The sequence below is a fragment of the Arhodomonas sp. SL1 genome (genome assembly GCF_052060015.1).
Lineage (GTDB): Bacteria > Pseudomonadota > Gammaproteobacteria > Nitrococcales > Nitrococcaceae > Arhodomonas.
Map to the genome: position 1 here is coordinate 331,712 of NZ_JBPODZ010000001.1, position 13,636 is coordinate 345,347.

A 13,636-nucleotide genomic window follows, 5' to 3' on the forward strand; every position below is an offset into this window, starting at 1 on the left:
ACAGGGTACCTGCCGGCGGTCCGGGCTGTCCGCCAACGCATAGCACAAGGAGGGAGAAGCGTATGCGGCCGCTGACGGAGGAAGCGATCTGGGGTCGGGTCGTCGCGCATAGTCACCGTCTGAAGGGGCAGAGCATCTCCGGGTTATTCGGCGATGATGCACGGCGTTTCCAGGGCTTTAGCCGTCGTTTCGACGGCCTGCTGCTGGATTTCTCCAAGAACCGGATCGATCATCCGGCACTGGCCGATCTCCTCGCCCTGGCGGCCGCCAGGGACGTGCCGGGCTGGCGCGACGCGATGTTCGATGGTGGGGCCGTAAATCCTACCGAGAAGCGCGCTGCGCTACATAGCGCCTTGCGCAGCGCCAGGATGGCCCGACGGGCCGGCGTCGCCGAGGCTGTGGGGGAGGCGCTGACCCGCGCCCGGCGGTACGCCGAGGATGTCCGCCAGGGGCGCGTCACTGGCGTAACCGGGGAGACGTTCACCGATGTGGTGCACATCGGCATCGGCGGCTCCGACCTCGGCCCGCGCCTGCTCGATGACGTCGTCGGCCCGGCGGCGACCAACGGCCCACGCCTGCATTTCCTCTCCGGGGTGGACACGGAGGAGCGCGCTGCGGTGCTGCACGGGCTGTGCCCCGAGCGCACCCTGGTGATCGTGGTCACCAAGAGCGGCGGCACCCGGGAGACGCTGCGCAATGCCGCGGCGGTTGCCGACTGGTTCGGCGAGGGTGTGGAGCGCCGGGCGGTGCTGGAGCGCCATTTCGTGGCGGTGACCGCCAATCCCGGGCGGCTCGCCTCCGCCGGCCTGGATTGCGGTGGTTGCTTCCCCCTCTGGGACTGGGTGGGTGGGCGGTATTCCCTGTGGTCGGCGGTGAGCCTGGCGGTGATGATCGGCGCCGGGCCGGACGCCTTCGAGGCCTTCCTCGGGGGTGGTGCTGCCATCGACGCCCATTTCAGCGAGGCCCCCCTGGCGGAGAACCTGCCGGTGCTGCTGGCGCTGGTGAACGTCTGGAACAGCACCGCCCTCGGGGCCTGCAGCCAGGCCGTTCTGCCCTACGACTGGCGCCTGCGGCGGCTGCCGGAGTACCTGCAGCAGCTGGTGATGGAGAGCAACGGCAAGGGCGTGGACCGGGATGGCAATCCCCTGCCCGTCGATACGAGCCCGGTGCTATGGGGGCGCTCCGGCATCGACGGGCAGCACGCGTTCTACCAGTGTCTCCACCAGGGGACTCGGGTGGTGCCGGCGGATTTCCTCTGCGCGGTGGAGGGCGGAGACGCCGGCGACCGCCGGGAGCTGTTGGTCAACTGCTTGGCCCAGTCACGGGCCCTGATGCGCGGGGTAGACGCAGAGGAGCTCGAGGGGGACCCGGCGCTGGCGCCGCACCGGGCCCATCCGGGTAATCGGCCCTCCAACACCCTCCTGTTCTGGCGCCTCGATGGCCGGGCGCTGGGGCAATTGCTGGCCCTCTATGAGCACCGCGTGTTCGTGGAGGCGGTGATCTGGGGGATCAATCCCTTCGACCAGTGGGGCGTGGAGCTGGGGAAACGTCTGGCCGGCGATCTGGAGGGCGCGCTGGAGACCGGCGCCGAGGGATGGGATCCCTCCACCGCCGGCCTGGTCGCCTTCGCCAGGGGCGCTAGCGGGGAGTGAGGACGCAGAACCAGTGCTCGCTGGTCTGGCGCTCCACCAGGTCCATGTCGAAGCCGGCGTTGGTGGCGTACTCGTTGAGATGGGCCGGACCGAGCCGGGTGGCCAGCGACGGACCCACAGTGCCCGGGCCATCCGGGGCGAATTCCGCCACCAGCAGCCGCGCATCGTCGGGGAGCAGGCCGCGGATGTGGCGTAGCGTGGTGACGGGGTCGCGGGCATGGTGGAGGACCATGCTCAGGACGGCTGCGTCCACGGGGGCCGGCAGGCTTGTCACCGACTCAATCTCGGCGACCACGGCGTGGAGATGGTGGACCTGGTGCAGGGCCGCGGTGTGACGGAGCAGGTCCACGGCCTCCGGGTCATGGTCATAGGCGTAGACGGTACCGGATTCGCCCACCCGCTCGGCGGCGCGCAGGGCCACGTAGCCGCCGCCGCAGCCCAGATCGGCGATGATATCCCCCGCCCCCAAGGCGAGGGCGTGGAACCATTCGGGCACCAGCAGGGTACGTAGCGCCTGACGGCCGAACACCCGGATCGGGTCAGTACCCCCGTTGGAAGTCGATGACATAATCCAACTCCTCGCCCCGGCGGTAGTGCTCGTAGTTGCGACGGAAGATGCCCACGATGTCCTCGGGGAAGCTGGCTGCCGCCACGTGGGGGGTGACATAGCAGTTCTCCAGGTCCCACAGCGGGCTGTCCGCTGGTAGGGGTTCCTCCTCGAAGACGTCGAGCACGGCGCCGCCGATGCCGCCGTCCTGTAACGCCTCCGCCAGGGCATCGCTGTCGATGAGCGGGCCGCGGCCCACGTTCACCACCCAGGTATGGTCGGGCAGCCGGGCCAGGGCGGTGCTGTCGAGCATGTGCCGGGTTGCGGCGGTGTCCGGCAGGGTCAGGACCAGGTAGTCCAGCGCGCCAAGGAAGTCCTGCCACTCGTCGCCGGCATACACGCGCTTCACCCCGGCTACCTCGCCGGGGCTGCGCTTGTAGCCGAGCACCTCCAGTCCGAAATGATTGGCGGTGGCGGCGATGTGCTGGCCTATGGAGCCGAGCCCGGCGATCCCCATGGTCCGGCCGGCGAGGCCGCGGTAGTCGCGCTCCGCCCACTGGTGTTCCCGCTGCTGCGCGCGCAGGGCGAAGAACTGGCGCTCGATGGCGATGAGCCAGCCAAACACGTACTCGCTCATCAGCGGGCCGAACACGTCCTTTACGCCGGTGAGGGTGTAGTCCCGGCGCAGGCCCTTCGGGAGTAGCGCGTCGACACCGGCGTAGGTGGACTGCACCCACTCCAGCGCCTCCGCCGAATCCAGGACCTCGGCGACCAGGGCCGGCTTGCCCAGTATGATATTGCTTGCCGGCGCCAGCTCCCGGCCCCGGGTTGCGTCTTCGGCGACCCGGATCTCCAGCTCGGGCAACGCCTCCGCCTCGAGCAGGCGGCGGTAGACCTCGGCGTCCTCGGAGAGGATGAGCGCACGGTTCATCGGCGGCCTCCCGTTGGGGTGCGTGAAACGGCCCACAGCATAGCGCAATCCGGCGTGGTGTCCATGCTCAGCCCCGGGACTGATGGGCCGGGATGGGGAACACGAGGTCGTAGGCCAGGTTGTAGACGTAGGTGTAGACGAGATAGAAGAGCATCAGCGCCACGTTCATGGTGAGCGCCTCGCCGAGCCCGAAACCCATCCACCACATCACCGGCGCCAGGGTGAACACCAGCATCCCCGCCTCGAAGATCAGCGCGTGGACGATCCGTTCCGAGGGCGTCTTGTAGAGTCGGCCGGTGAGCCGGCGCAGGGCGTGGTCGAACGCCAGGTTGTAGACGTAGTTCCACACGGTGGCGAACAGCGAGATCGCCACCGCAAGCACGCCCACCCGGTGCACCGGAGCATGGAACAGCCAGCCGGCCAACGGGCTGACGAGGGCCACGCCGATGAGCTCAAAGAGCACGGCATGGCGGATGCGGTCCGCCACCGAGCGCACGCGGGTACCGGCCTATCGTGGTTGCGGGCCGGTGACCACCGGCGTGTCCGGGTCGTTGCCCCACTCGGACCAGGAGCCGTCGTAGCCGCGTACCCGCGGGTAGCCCAGGTAGCGCAGCGCGAAGAAGGTGAGCCCGGAACGGTGATGGGTCTGACAGTGGGTGACGATCTCACGGTCCGGCGTCGCCCCGCGCTCGCGGAGCATCTCGCGAAGGGTCTCCGGGGGCAGTAGCCGGAGATCCGCCTCCGGGTCCATCAGCTCGGTCCAGTTGAGGTTGACCGCGCCCGGGATGTGGCCGCCGCGGGCGGCGCGCACGTCGTCGCCGGTATACTCCGCCGGGGAGCGGGCATCCAGGACCAGGGTGTTGGCATCGTCCAGGTGCTCAAGGAGGAAGTCCCGGTCGGCGATCACCTCCGGATTGGCGATGCGCGCTTGGTAGGCGCCTTCCCGCGGCTGCGGCGCCCCGGGCTCGGTGGCCAGGCCCTCGGCGAGCCAGGCCCGCATGCCGCCGTTCAGCAGGGAGTAGTCATGGTGGCCGAGTGCCTCGAGGGTCCAGGCGAAGCGCCCGGCGCGGCCGTTGCCCTCGTTGTCGCAGGCGACGACGTGATGGTCGGGGCGCATGCCGATCCCGGAGAGCACCCGGGAGAGGGTGTCGGCATCGGGAAGCAGCCCCTTGGCCGTTCCTTGCTGGCGCAGGATATCCGCATAGCTAAGGTGCACCGCCCCGGGGATATGGGCCCGCTCGTAGTGCTCCCGGTCCGAGAGGTCGACGACCAGCAGCCCCGGTATATCCAGGGACTCCGCCAGGGTCCGGGGCTCGACGAGGAGGGGCAGTTGCTTGTTCGCCATGGATCGCTCACGCCTCGGCTGTCGCTGGAGCGTCGACTGTAACAAGCTCCAGCCAGTGGCGCACGGGGATCTCGCTGGCCTCCGCGAGATGGGTCAGGCAGCCGATGTTGGCGGTGGCAATGAGCTCCGGGGACCCGGCATTGAGGTTGGCGAGCTTCTGCCCGCGGAGCTCCTTCGCCGTCTGCGGCTGGAGGACGGAATAGGTGCCGGCGGAGCCGCAGCAGATCTGGGGATCCGCCACCGGCGTCAGCTCGAAGCCCATGCCGCCGAGCAGCGCCTCCACCCGGCCGCCCAGACCCTGGGCATGCTGCAGGGTGCAGGGGCTCTGGAAGGCGATTCGCCGTGGGGCATCCGCGGTGGGGCGCAGATGGGCCCGCCAGTGCTCGAGGAACTCCACCGGGTCCACCGCCAGGGCGGCCACCCGCTCGGCACGGGCGCGGTAGCCATCGTCGTCGGCCAGCAGGTGGGCGTAGTCCTTGACCTGGGCGCCACAGCCGCTGGCATTGACGATGATGGCGCTGGCCCCGGCCTCGATGTGGGGCCACCAGGCGTCGATGTTGCGGCGGGCCTGTTCACGTGCCGCCTCCACTGCGCCCAGGTGCTGGTTGACCGCGCCGCAGCAGCCGGCCTCGGGGGTACGGACGACCTCGAAGCCCAGACCGTCCGCCACCCGAGCGGTGGCGGGGTTGATCACCGGATCCAGGGCCGGCTGCACGCAGCCCTCCAGCATCAGGACGCGCTTTTCCCGGGGTTGCCCCGGCCAGGGCGGGGCGCGGCGCGCCGGCGGGATCTTGGCCCGCAGGGTCGTCGGGACCAGTGGCCGGACCGTGCGGCCGAGCGCGAGCAGGGCAGCGAACAGCCTCCGCCGGGGCAGCACGGTGCGTAGCGCCCAGCGCATTGCCCGTGCCCGGGGCCGGCGGGGGACGTCGCGCTCGACGATCTCGCGCCCCAGATCGGCGAGCCGGCCGTATTCCACCCCCGAGGGGCAGGTGGTCTCGCAGGCCCGGCAGGTGAGGCAACGGTCCAGGTGGGTCTGCAGGCTCTCCGTGGGCTCGGCACCCTCGAGGACCTGTTTGACCTGGTAGATCCGTCCGCGGGGGCTGTCCAGCTCGTCGCCCCAGAGGCGGTAGGTGGGGCAGTTCGCCAGGCAGAAACCGCAGTGGGTGCACTTGCGCAGGATGGCGTCGGCCTCACGCCCCGCGTCGGTGTCACGGATGAAGTCGGCGAGATGCGTCTGCATGGGGGGTCACTCCGGGTACAGGCGGCCGGGATTGAGGATGCCCTCCGGGTCGAAGGCCTGTTTGATGCGTTGATGCAGGCGCATCAGCGCAGGGGCGAGGGGATGAAACACCTCACCCTGCCGGTCGCCGCCGGTGAATACCGCTGCATGGCCGCCGCAGGCCGTGGCGAGGTCCCGGATCCGTGCCGCCGGGGCGTCGCTCTTCAGCCACAGCTGCTGGCCCGCCCAGTCCGTCGCCGCCGGGCCCGGCAGCTCGCCGGGGTCACGGCCCGGGGGCAGGGCGAGCCGCCAAAGGGGCGTGTCATCGCCGGTGAAGAAGGGGTGGCGCTGGTCCCGCCACTCCGCCCAGAAGCCCTCGCCGTCGGCGACGTCTTCGCCGGCCAGTATGTCGTGGCCCTGGGCAACCGCAGAATGGGTCCCGGAGAGCCGGATCACCGTGGCCTCGCCGTCGTGGATGGCGGCGGAAATCGGGACACCACGCCGGAGCCACTGCTCCACGGCGGGGCGGAGCTCGGCGGCGGCCAGGGGCAGGCGCAGGCTCGCCTCCGTCTCCGGCCGGGGCAGGACCTTGACGGTGACCTCCAGCAGCACACCGAGGGTCCCGAGGGCACCGGTGTTCAGCCGGGAGACGTCGTAGCCGGCGACGTTCTTCATCACCTCGCCGCCGAAGTGCATCACCTCGCCCCGGCCATTGACCAGGCGGATGCCCAGCACCATGTCGCGCACCGCGCCGGCGAAGGGGCGACGCGGTCCGGCGATGCCGGCGGCCACGGCGCCACCGAGGCTGCCGTCCCCGCCGAAGCGCGGCGGCTCGAAGGCCAGCATCTGCCCCTGTTCCGCCAGGGTGGACTCGACCTCCGCCAGTGGGGTCCCGGCGCGGGCGGTGAGGATGAGCTCGGTGGGTGCGTAGTTGACGATGCCGCGATGCTCTGCCAGGGGCAGGGGCTCACCCCGGGGTGCGCGCCCGTAGAAGCCCTTGCTGTGGCGGCCGCGGGTCTCCAGCGGACGGCCGGCTCGGGCCGCCTCCGCGACGCATTCGCTGATGTATCGGGTCTGGTCGGCGCCGCTGTCCATGACGGTCCTCAGAATCGTTCCAGATCGGGGTGTGGCAGCTCCCCGTTGTGCACGTGCATGGCGCCGAACTCGGCACAGCGCGCCAGCGTCGGTATCGCCTTGCCGGGGTTGAGCAGGCCCTCCGGGTCGAAGGCATGCTTGACGGCGTGGAACTGCTCGAGCTCCGCGGTGGCGAACTGTACGCACATCTCGTTGATCTTCTCCACGCCGACCCCGTGTTCGCCGGTGACCGTGCCGCCCACCTCGACACACAGCTGCAGGATCTCGCTGCCGAAGCGCTCGGCGGTCTCCAGCTCGCCGGGCTTGTTGCCGTCGAAGAGGATCAGGGGATGGAGGTTGCCGTCGCCGGCGTGGAATACGTTGACCACCCCGAGGCCATGGTGCTCGGAGAGCTCGCGGATACGTCGCAGCACGAAGGCGAGCTGATGGCGCGGGATGGTGCCGTCCATGCAGTAGTAGTCCGGCGAGATCCGGCCCACCGCCGGGAAGGCGGCCTTGCGCCCCGCCCAGAAGCGGGCCTTTTCGGCCTCATCGGCCGCTACCTGGATATGGGTGGCGCCGTGACTGCGCAGTAGTGCCTGCACCGACTCCAGCTGATCGGCGACCTCTGCCTCGGTGCCGTCGAGCTCGCAGATGAGGATGGCCGCCGCCTCGGTGTCGTAGCCGGCGTGGACGAAATCCTCCGCGGCCTGGATCGCGGGGCCGTCCATCATTTCCAGACCCCCCGGCATCACCCCGGCGGCGATGAGCGCCGCCACCGCGTGGCCACCGGCCTCCACGTCGTCGAAGGATGCCATGAGCACGGACTTGGTGGGGGGTTCGGGCAGGAGCTTGACCGCGATCTCCACCACCACCGCGAGCATGCCCTCGGAGCCGTGCATCAGCGCCAGCAGGTCGTAGCCGGGGCTGTCCGGTGCCTCCGAGCCGATGGTGACGAGCTCCCCGTCGATGGTCACCGCGGTGACCTCGAGGACGTTGTGCACCGTCAGCCCGTACTTTAGGCAATGCACACCACCGGCGTTCTCCGCCACGTTGCCGCCGATGGAGCAGGCGATCTGCGAGGAGGGGTCCGGGGCGTAGTACAGCCCGTGGGGTGCCGCCGCCTCGGAGATGGCGAGATTCCGTACTCCTGGCTGGACCCGGGCGATGCGGCGCTCCGGATCCAGGGAGAGGATGCGGTTGAACTTGCCCAGTGACAGGAGAATGCCCTGGGGGTGGGGCAGCGAGCCCCCGGACAGGCTGGTCCCTGAGCCGCGGGCCACCACGGGCACTTGCAGCTCGCTGGCCAGGCGGAGGATTTTCTGGACCTGCGCCACGCTCTCCGGGATCGCCACCACCAACGGCAACTGCCGGTAGGCCGCGAGGCCGTCGCACTCATAGGCGCGCAGGCCCGCGTCGTGGACCACCAGCCCCTCCTCCGGGAGGATCCGTGCCAACCGTTCCACCAACCCCTCGCGGTCGACGCGGAAGCGGGTGTCTTCCTCGCGGAACTGTGAAGCGCCCATGGCGGGTGCCCTCCATTGGTCTGACCACTGCACGATAGCAGAACCCGCCGGCGCGGGAAAACCGCAGCGGCCCGGGGGGAGGGGAGCGGTTCGGACGGTGGTGGCCCGGTGCCGGAGGGGCACCGGGCGCGGCTCAAGGCCGGTGGGCTACTTGCGTACCCACTCGCCGGCCTCGTTTTGGTAGTACCAGCCGGGGCGGGCATTGCCGATCCAGCGCTCGGCGAAGACGTCCCGGATCTGGTCCTCCCATTCCGGGTGCTCGTTGGCGACGGCGATCTCACGGTAGAGCGCGTTGCGGTCGTCGTTCTCGGCTGCCACCAGCTGGCGCACCTCCCCGCGCTGGGCCAGGGGGACGCTGCCGAGATCACGCACCTCGATCAGCGCGTTGCGGGTCAGTCCAATGGCCCCGGACTCGTAATGGGGTTGCAGGCGTCGGTGCCGCTGCTCCATGGAGGCGGTCAGGCGTTTGATCGCCGGCGAGGAGATATCGATCCGCGGCTCCTGGGCATGCGCGGCGGGGATCACCGCCTCCAGCAGCCGCAACGCCACCGGCGGCGCGGCAGCGCTGCTGGTGCTGTCCTCGCCCTCCGGGGTCTCCTCACGCCCCTCCGGCGGCGCGCCGTCCTCGCCCCAGACATCCTGGATGATCCGATCGGCGGCCCGTTCCGCCGCCACCGCGGGGAAGTAGACGTTAATGGTCACGCAGCCGGCGACCAGGGCGAGCAGGGGGAGAAGGGTCAGGGATTTCATTCGTGCCACCATCGTGCTCCTATATCGTCGGCCTTGGCGTTACTCTACCACCGCCCCTTGGCTACGGGTGGCCTGGATGAGCTGCTCGATGAGGGTGGACCAGCTCACCCGCCGGGCGTGTCCGATCACGTCCACCCGGGGGATGCCCGCGCCCTCGACGATGTAATAGCCGGTCTCCGCGGGGGCCACCCCGCGCATGATGCAGACATCGTCTTCCAAGGCGCAGCCGAGACCGAGCCGTCGGAAGCGGAACTCGTCGAAGACGTTGAGGAACCCCCGCGACAGGGCCCCGGCGGCGCCGCGGCCGCCGATGTCGGAGAGCGCCTCGATGGCGCGTTGGCTGATCCGGTGGGCGACGGGGTCGTCGGGTGGCGTGTGGAACCAGGCGCGGAAGGCGGCGGGCTGCCAGCCGAGCAGGCGCAGGCCCGAGACCTCGCCGTCCAGGGTCCCGGTGATGCGCCCGAACTCGAAGGCGGTGGTCAGGGCCTCCAGGTCCAGTCCCCGCACCAGGACATCGGCGCTCAGTCGGGGCAGGGTCCCGAAGGGATCGGCGAGGAGGAGATCGGCGACGCGGATATCGCCGCCGAAGGCGCCCAGCCGCAGCTCGCCGCCGACGCTGACCTCCCCGGCCTGGTAACGCAGGCGGGGCAATGTGCCGCTGAGGCTGCCGGTGAGCCGCGGCCCGCCGAGGGCCTCGCTCAACGGGCCCAGGCTGATGGGCCGGATGCGGGCGTCCAGCTGGGCCCGGGGCGTCGCCCCCCGCAGTCCCTGCAGGGCGAGGGTGTCGACTTCCACGGCGCCGTCGAGCACCGGTATGCGCAGCGGCGCCTCCAGCCGTAGGCCGTCGCCGTGCAGACGCAGCCGGGCGTCAAAGGCGCCGAGGGAGACCCCGTAGAGACGGCCGTCTGCAGCGCCGAGGCGCGTGACCGGCGGTGACTCGTGATCGCCGGCGTGCCAGATCAACCGGCCGTTGATGCCGTTCAGAGCGAGGCCGGGCCGGGACAGCGAGGCATCGGAGAGGTCCACGGCGATCTCCCGGGGGGCGCCTTCGGCGATGCGGCCGCGGACGACCGCGGTGCCCCGGCCCTCGATACCGCCGGCGGCGGTGCCTACCAGGAAGGGACGCAGGTAGACGGCGAAGGCGGGTTCCAGCAATGTCAGTGGCTGCAAGCGTGCCGCGGTAATCCCCTCGCCGGCGCGCCATTGGAGCTCCCCCTGGCCGGCGGCGAGGCCCGAATGCTCCAGCCGGGCGCCACGAATCGAAAGCGCCTTCCGCCCCGGGGAGAGCTCAAGATCGGCGCGGGCCTGCAAGGGGTGCGCGCCGAAGTCCAGGAATACCGGGTCGCTATAGACCTGACCGCCATCCAGGGAGACCCGGGCCTGTCCGTACCAGCCCTCGTCGTCGCGATAGCCCGCCCAGCCGAGCTCGCCGGTCAGCGACTCACCGGCCTGGAGGCCGGTGGCGTCGCTCCAACCCAATCCCTGCAGCCGGAGCTCGCCGACGCTGCGCAGGCGCTCGCCGTCACCGCCCATCAGCGTGGCGTTCAGCCGGGCCGCGCGGCCGGCGATGCGCCAGTCGACGGCAACGCCGGGCAGCCACTCCGCCAGGGTCGCTAGGCCCGCCCCCTCACCCTGCAGGGTGATCCGCCAGCCGTTCGGGCCGCTATGGGCGGCCACATGCCAGTCGCCGTCGGCGAGTCGCAGCCCGCCGAGCTCCAGGTCCAGGGTGGCGCTACCGCGATCCAGATGGAGGTTTGCGCTCGCCGACAGGGCGCCGAGTGGCCCCCCTTGCGCGCCCAGGCTTCCGTCCCGGCAGGCGAGCCGCGGGGCGGTGAGGTCGATGGTGGGGCAGTGCAGGCGCAGGCCTTCGACGGGGACGTCGAGGCCCGCCACGTGGAGCCGGCGTACGCGGAGCTCGCTCTCGCCCTCGGCCAGACGATGCGCCAGCGTGACCCCCTCCGCACGCCAGCCCTCGCCTTCGAGATCGGCGATGCCCAGGGTCAGCGACTCCACCGCCCCGCACGGGAGCACTGGCGCGAGGAGCAGGAGGGCAACGAAGTGGCGAATCCGCAGGGCCATGCCGCCATGTTCCCGCGACGCGACCCCGCTGTCACGGCTACGTCAGGTGCCGGGAGCCTCCTCGCCGGCGAGGAACAGCCAGGTCTCCACCACCGAGTCCGGATTCAGTGAGACGCTCTCGATGCCCTCGTCCATCAGCCAGCGGGCCAGATCCGGGTGGTCCGAGGGGCCCTGGCCGCAGATGCCCACGTATTTTCCCTTGCGTCGGGCCGCCTGGATGGCCATGTGCAGCATGGATTTGACGGCGGGGTCGCGCTCATCGAAGCCCTCCGCGACCAGGCTGGAGTCCCGGTCGAGCCCCAAGGTGAGCTGGGTGAGGTCGTTGGAGCCGATGGAGTAGCCGTCGAAGATCTCCAGGAACTCGTCGGCGAGCACGGCGTTGGAGGGGACCTCGCACATCATGATCAGGTGCAGGTCGTTGTCGCCCCGCTTCAGCCCGTTCGCCTCCAGCAACTCCACCACTTGACGGCCTTCGCTCAGGGTCCGCACGAAGGGGATCATGATCCAGACGTTGGTCAGGCCCATCTCGTCGCGGACCTTCTTCAGCGCGCGGCACTCCAGCTCGAAGCACGGCCGGAAGGCCTCGGAGATGTAGCGCGCCGCCCCGCGGAACCCGATCATGGGGTTCTCCTCATCCGGCTCGTACTGGGTGCCGGCGATGAGGTTGGCGTACTCGTTGGACTTGAAGTCCGACATGCGCACGATCACGGGTTTGTCCCAGAACGCGGCGGCCAGCGTGGAGATCCCCTCGGCGAGCTTGTCCACGTAGAACTGGACCGGATCGTCGTAGCCGGCCATCTGGTTGGTGATTACCGCCTGCATGTCCGGTGTCTGCTGGTCGAACTCCAGCAGCGCCCGCGGGTGGATGCCGATCATGCGGTTGATGATGAATTCCAGCCGCGCGAGGCCGATGCCGGCGTTGGGCAGGTGGGCGAAATCGAAGGCCCGGTCCGGATTGCCGACGTTCATCATGATCTTGAACGGCAGATCCGGCATGTTCTCGAGGCTGATCTCCTTGATCTCGAATTCCTTTTCGCCCTCGTAGATGTAGCCGGTGTCGCCCTCGGCGCAGGAGACGGTCACCCCCGGGCCGTCGGGGACGCGCTCGGTGGCGTCGCCGGCCCCCACCACCGCCGGGATACCGAGCTCCCGGGCGATAATGGCAGCGTGGCAGGTGCGGCCGCCGCGATTGGTCACGATCGCCGCGGCGCGCTTCATGATCGGCTCCCAGTCCGGGTCGGTCATGTCGGTGACCAGCACGTCGCCGGGCTCGACGCGGTGCATGTCGTCGATGCTGTCCACCACCCGGGCGCGGCCGGCGCCGATGCGCTGGCCGATGGCCCGGCCCGTGGCCATCACCCGGCCGCGCTCCTTGAGCTGGTAGCGCTGCAGGACCTGGCCGCCGTCTCGGCTCTTTACCGTCTCCGGCCGGGCCTGGAGGATGTAGAGCCGGCCGGTCTCGCCGTCCTTGCCCCACTCGATGTCCATGGGCCGGTCGTAGTGCTTCTCGATGATCAGCGCCTGTCGGGCGAGGTCCTCGACATCGGCATCGGTGAGCGCGTAGCGGTTACGTTCGGCCTCGTCCACCTCCACGGTGCGGACCGTCTTGCCGTGACCGGTCTCGCCGCTGTAGACCATCTTGATGGCCTTGCTGCCGAGGATGCGGCGCAGGATCGCCGGGCGGCCGGCCTCGAGGGTGGACTTGTGCACGTAGAACTCGTCGGGGTTCACCGCGCCCTGCACCACCGTCTCGCCGAGGCCGTAGGAGGCGGTGATGAAGACCACGTCGCGGAAGCCGGACTCGGTGTCCATGGTGAACATCACCCCGGCCGCGCCGATGTCGGAGCGCACCATCTCCTGGATGCCCGCGGACAGCGCCACCTGGCCGTGCTCAAAGCCGTGGTGCACCCGATAGGAGATGGCGCGGTCGTTGAACAGCGAGGCGAATACGTCCTTGATGGCGAGCAGGATGTTGTCGAGGCCCCGGACGTTGAGGAAGGTCTCCTGCTGGCCGGCGAAGGAGGCGTCGGGCAGATCCTCGGCGGTGGCCGAGGAGCGCACCGCCACCGCCATATCGCTCTTGCCGACGCGTTCCTCGAGCTGACGGTAGGCGCTGGCGATCTGCTCCTCGAGCTCGGTGGGGAAGGGGGTCTCGACGATCATCTTGCGGATGCGCGCGCCGACCTCCATCAGCCGCTCGACGTCGTCCACGTCCAGCCCCTCGAGCTCGGCATTGATGCGCGCGCGCAGGCCGCTGTCATCCAGGAACTTCCAGTAGGCGTCCGCCGTGGTGGCGAATCCGCCGGGGACCTGGACGCCCGCGGCCGCGAGGTGGCTGATCATCTCCCCGAGGGATGCATTCTTGCCGCCGACGTGGGCGACGTCCTGCATGCCGAGGGACTCGAACCAGACGACATAATCGGTCAATTTACTGCCTCCCGAATGGTCAAACCAACTGCGCGCCAAGGCGGGCGCCGGGCTTCCGCCGGCGCCGCGGCGCGTTTACATTGGGC

General features: G+C 70.1%; 11 protein-coding genes. 1 reads left to right on the forward strand and 10 read right to left on the reverse strand.

Annotated features, from left to right (window positions below; translation table 11 throughout):
• Positions 1–62 precede the first annotated feature (62 nt).
• Positions 63–1,652, forward strand: coding sequence for a glucose-6-phosphate isomerase (pgi, locus tag ACQ754_RS01595; RefSeq protein WP_440995230.1), 1,590 nt, complete (start codon positions 63–65; stop codon positions 1,650–1,652).
• Here the strand turns inward: pgi and ACQ754_RS01600 are convergent.
• From ACQ754_RS01600 to ppsA, 10 genes are all read right to left on the reverse strand, one after another.
• A complete protein-coding gene (locus ACQ754_RS01600) occupies positions 1,639–2,220 on the reverse strand; it encodes a class I SAM-dependent methyltransferase (protein ID WP_440995231.1) in 582 nt (193 codons plus the stop codon). The genes pgi and ACQ754_RS01600 overlap by 14 nt on opposite strands.
• Complete coding sequence (locus ACQ754_RS01605) at positions 2,192–3,130, reverse strand: D-2-hydroxyacid dehydrogenase (protein WP_440995232.1); 939 nt, start codon at positions 3,128–3,130, stop codon at positions 2,192–2,194. Before ACQ754_RS01605 ends, ACQ754_RS01600 begins: the two co-directional genes overlap by 29 nt.
• A 67-nt stretch (positions 3,131–3,197) precedes the next feature.
• Positions 3,198–3,617, reverse strand: a complete 420-nt coding sequence (locus ACQ754_RS01610; RefSeq protein ID WP_440995233.1) for a PACE efflux transporter — start codon at positions 3,615–3,617, stop codon at positions 3,198–3,200.
• Between the two features lie 21 nt (positions 3,618–3,638).
• Positions 3,639–4,475 carry a sulfurtransferase gene (locus ACQ754_RS01615; protein ID WP_440995234.1) on the reverse strand — a complete coding sequence of 279 codons (837 nt, stop codon included), beginning with the start codon at positions 4,473–4,475 and terminating at the stop codon, positions 3,639–3,641.
• 7 nt (positions 4,476–4,482) lie between these two features.
• Entirely contained in the window at positions 4,483–5,715 is a 1,233-nt protein-coding gene (gene glcF, locus ACQ754_RS01620) for a glycolate oxidase subunit GlcF (RefSeq protein WP_440995235.1), read from the reverse strand.
• Between the two features lie 6 nt (positions 5,716–5,721).
• Positions 5,722–6,789, reverse strand: a complete 1,068-nt coding sequence (glcE, locus tag ACQ754_RS01625) for a glycolate oxidase subunit GlcE (protein ID WP_440995236.1) — start codon at positions 6,787–6,789, stop codon at positions 5,722–5,724.
• An 8-nt stretch (positions 6,790–6,797) separates the two neighbouring features.
• Complete coding sequence (locus ACQ754_RS01630; RefSeq protein ID WP_440995237.1) at positions 6,798–8,294, reverse strand: FAD-linked oxidase C-terminal domain-containing protein; 1,497 nt, start codon at positions 8,292–8,294, stop codon at positions 6,798–6,800.
• Positions 8,295–8,441: 147 nt separating this feature from the next.
• Complete coding sequence (locus ACQ754_RS01635) at positions 8,442–9,044, reverse strand: YdbL family protein (RefSeq protein WP_440995238.1); 603 nt, start codon at positions 9,042–9,044, stop codon at positions 8,442–8,444.
• 39 nt (positions 9,045–9,083) lie between these two features.
• On the reverse strand, positions 9,084–11,123 hold the full coding sequence (locus tag ACQ754_RS01640; RefSeq protein WP_440995239.1) for a hypothetical protein: 2,040 nt from the start codon (positions 11,121–11,123) through the stop codon (positions 9,084–9,086).
• Positions 11,124–11,165: 42 nt separating this feature from the next.
• On the reverse strand, positions 11,166–13,550 hold the full coding sequence (ppsA, locus tag ACQ754_RS01645) for a phosphoenolpyruvate synthase (RefSeq protein ID WP_440995240.1): 2,385 nt from the start codon (positions 13,548–13,550) through the stop codon (positions 11,166–11,168).
• Between the last annotated feature and the right edge of the window lie 86 nt (positions 13,551–13,636).

Excerpts from the sequence above, each read along its gene's own strand:
- pgi (WP_440995230.1), top strand. The coding sequence starts at position 63 with ATGCGGCCGCTGACGGAGGAAGCGATCTGGGGTCGGGTCGTCGCGCAT.
- ACQ754_RS01600 (WP_440995231.1), bottom strand. The coding sequence starts at position 2,220 with ATGTCATCGACTTCCAACGGGGGTACTGACCCGATCCGGGTGTTCGGC.
- ACQ754_RS01605 (WP_440995232.1), bottom strand. The coding sequence starts at position 3,130 with ATGAACCGTGCGCTCATCCTCTCCGAGGACGCCGAGGTCTACCGCCGC.
- ACQ754_RS01615 (WP_440995234.1), bottom strand. The coding sequence starts at position 4,475 with ATGGCGAACAAGCAACTGCCCCTCCTCGTCGAGCCCCGGACCCTGGCG.
- glcF (WP_440995235.1), bottom strand. The coding sequence starts at position 5,715 with ATGCAGACGCATCTCGCCGACTTCATCCGTGACACCGACGCGGGGCGT.
- glcE (WP_440995236.1), bottom strand. The coding sequence starts at position 6,789 with ATGGACAGCGGCGCCGACCAGACCCGATACATCAGCGAATGCGTCGCG.
- ACQ754_RS01630 (WP_440995237.1), bottom strand. The coding sequence starts at position 8,294 with ATGGGCGCTTCACAGTTCCGCGAGGAAGACACCCGCTTCCGCGTCGAC.
- ACQ754_RS01635 (WP_440995238.1), bottom strand. The coding sequence starts at position 9,044 with ATGAAATCCCTGACCCTTCTCCCCCTGCTCGCCCTGGTCGCCGGCTGC.
- ACQ754_RS01640 (WP_440995239.1), bottom strand. The coding sequence starts at position 11,123 with ATGGCCCTGCGGATTCGCCACTTCGTTGCCCTCCTGCTCCTCGCGCCA.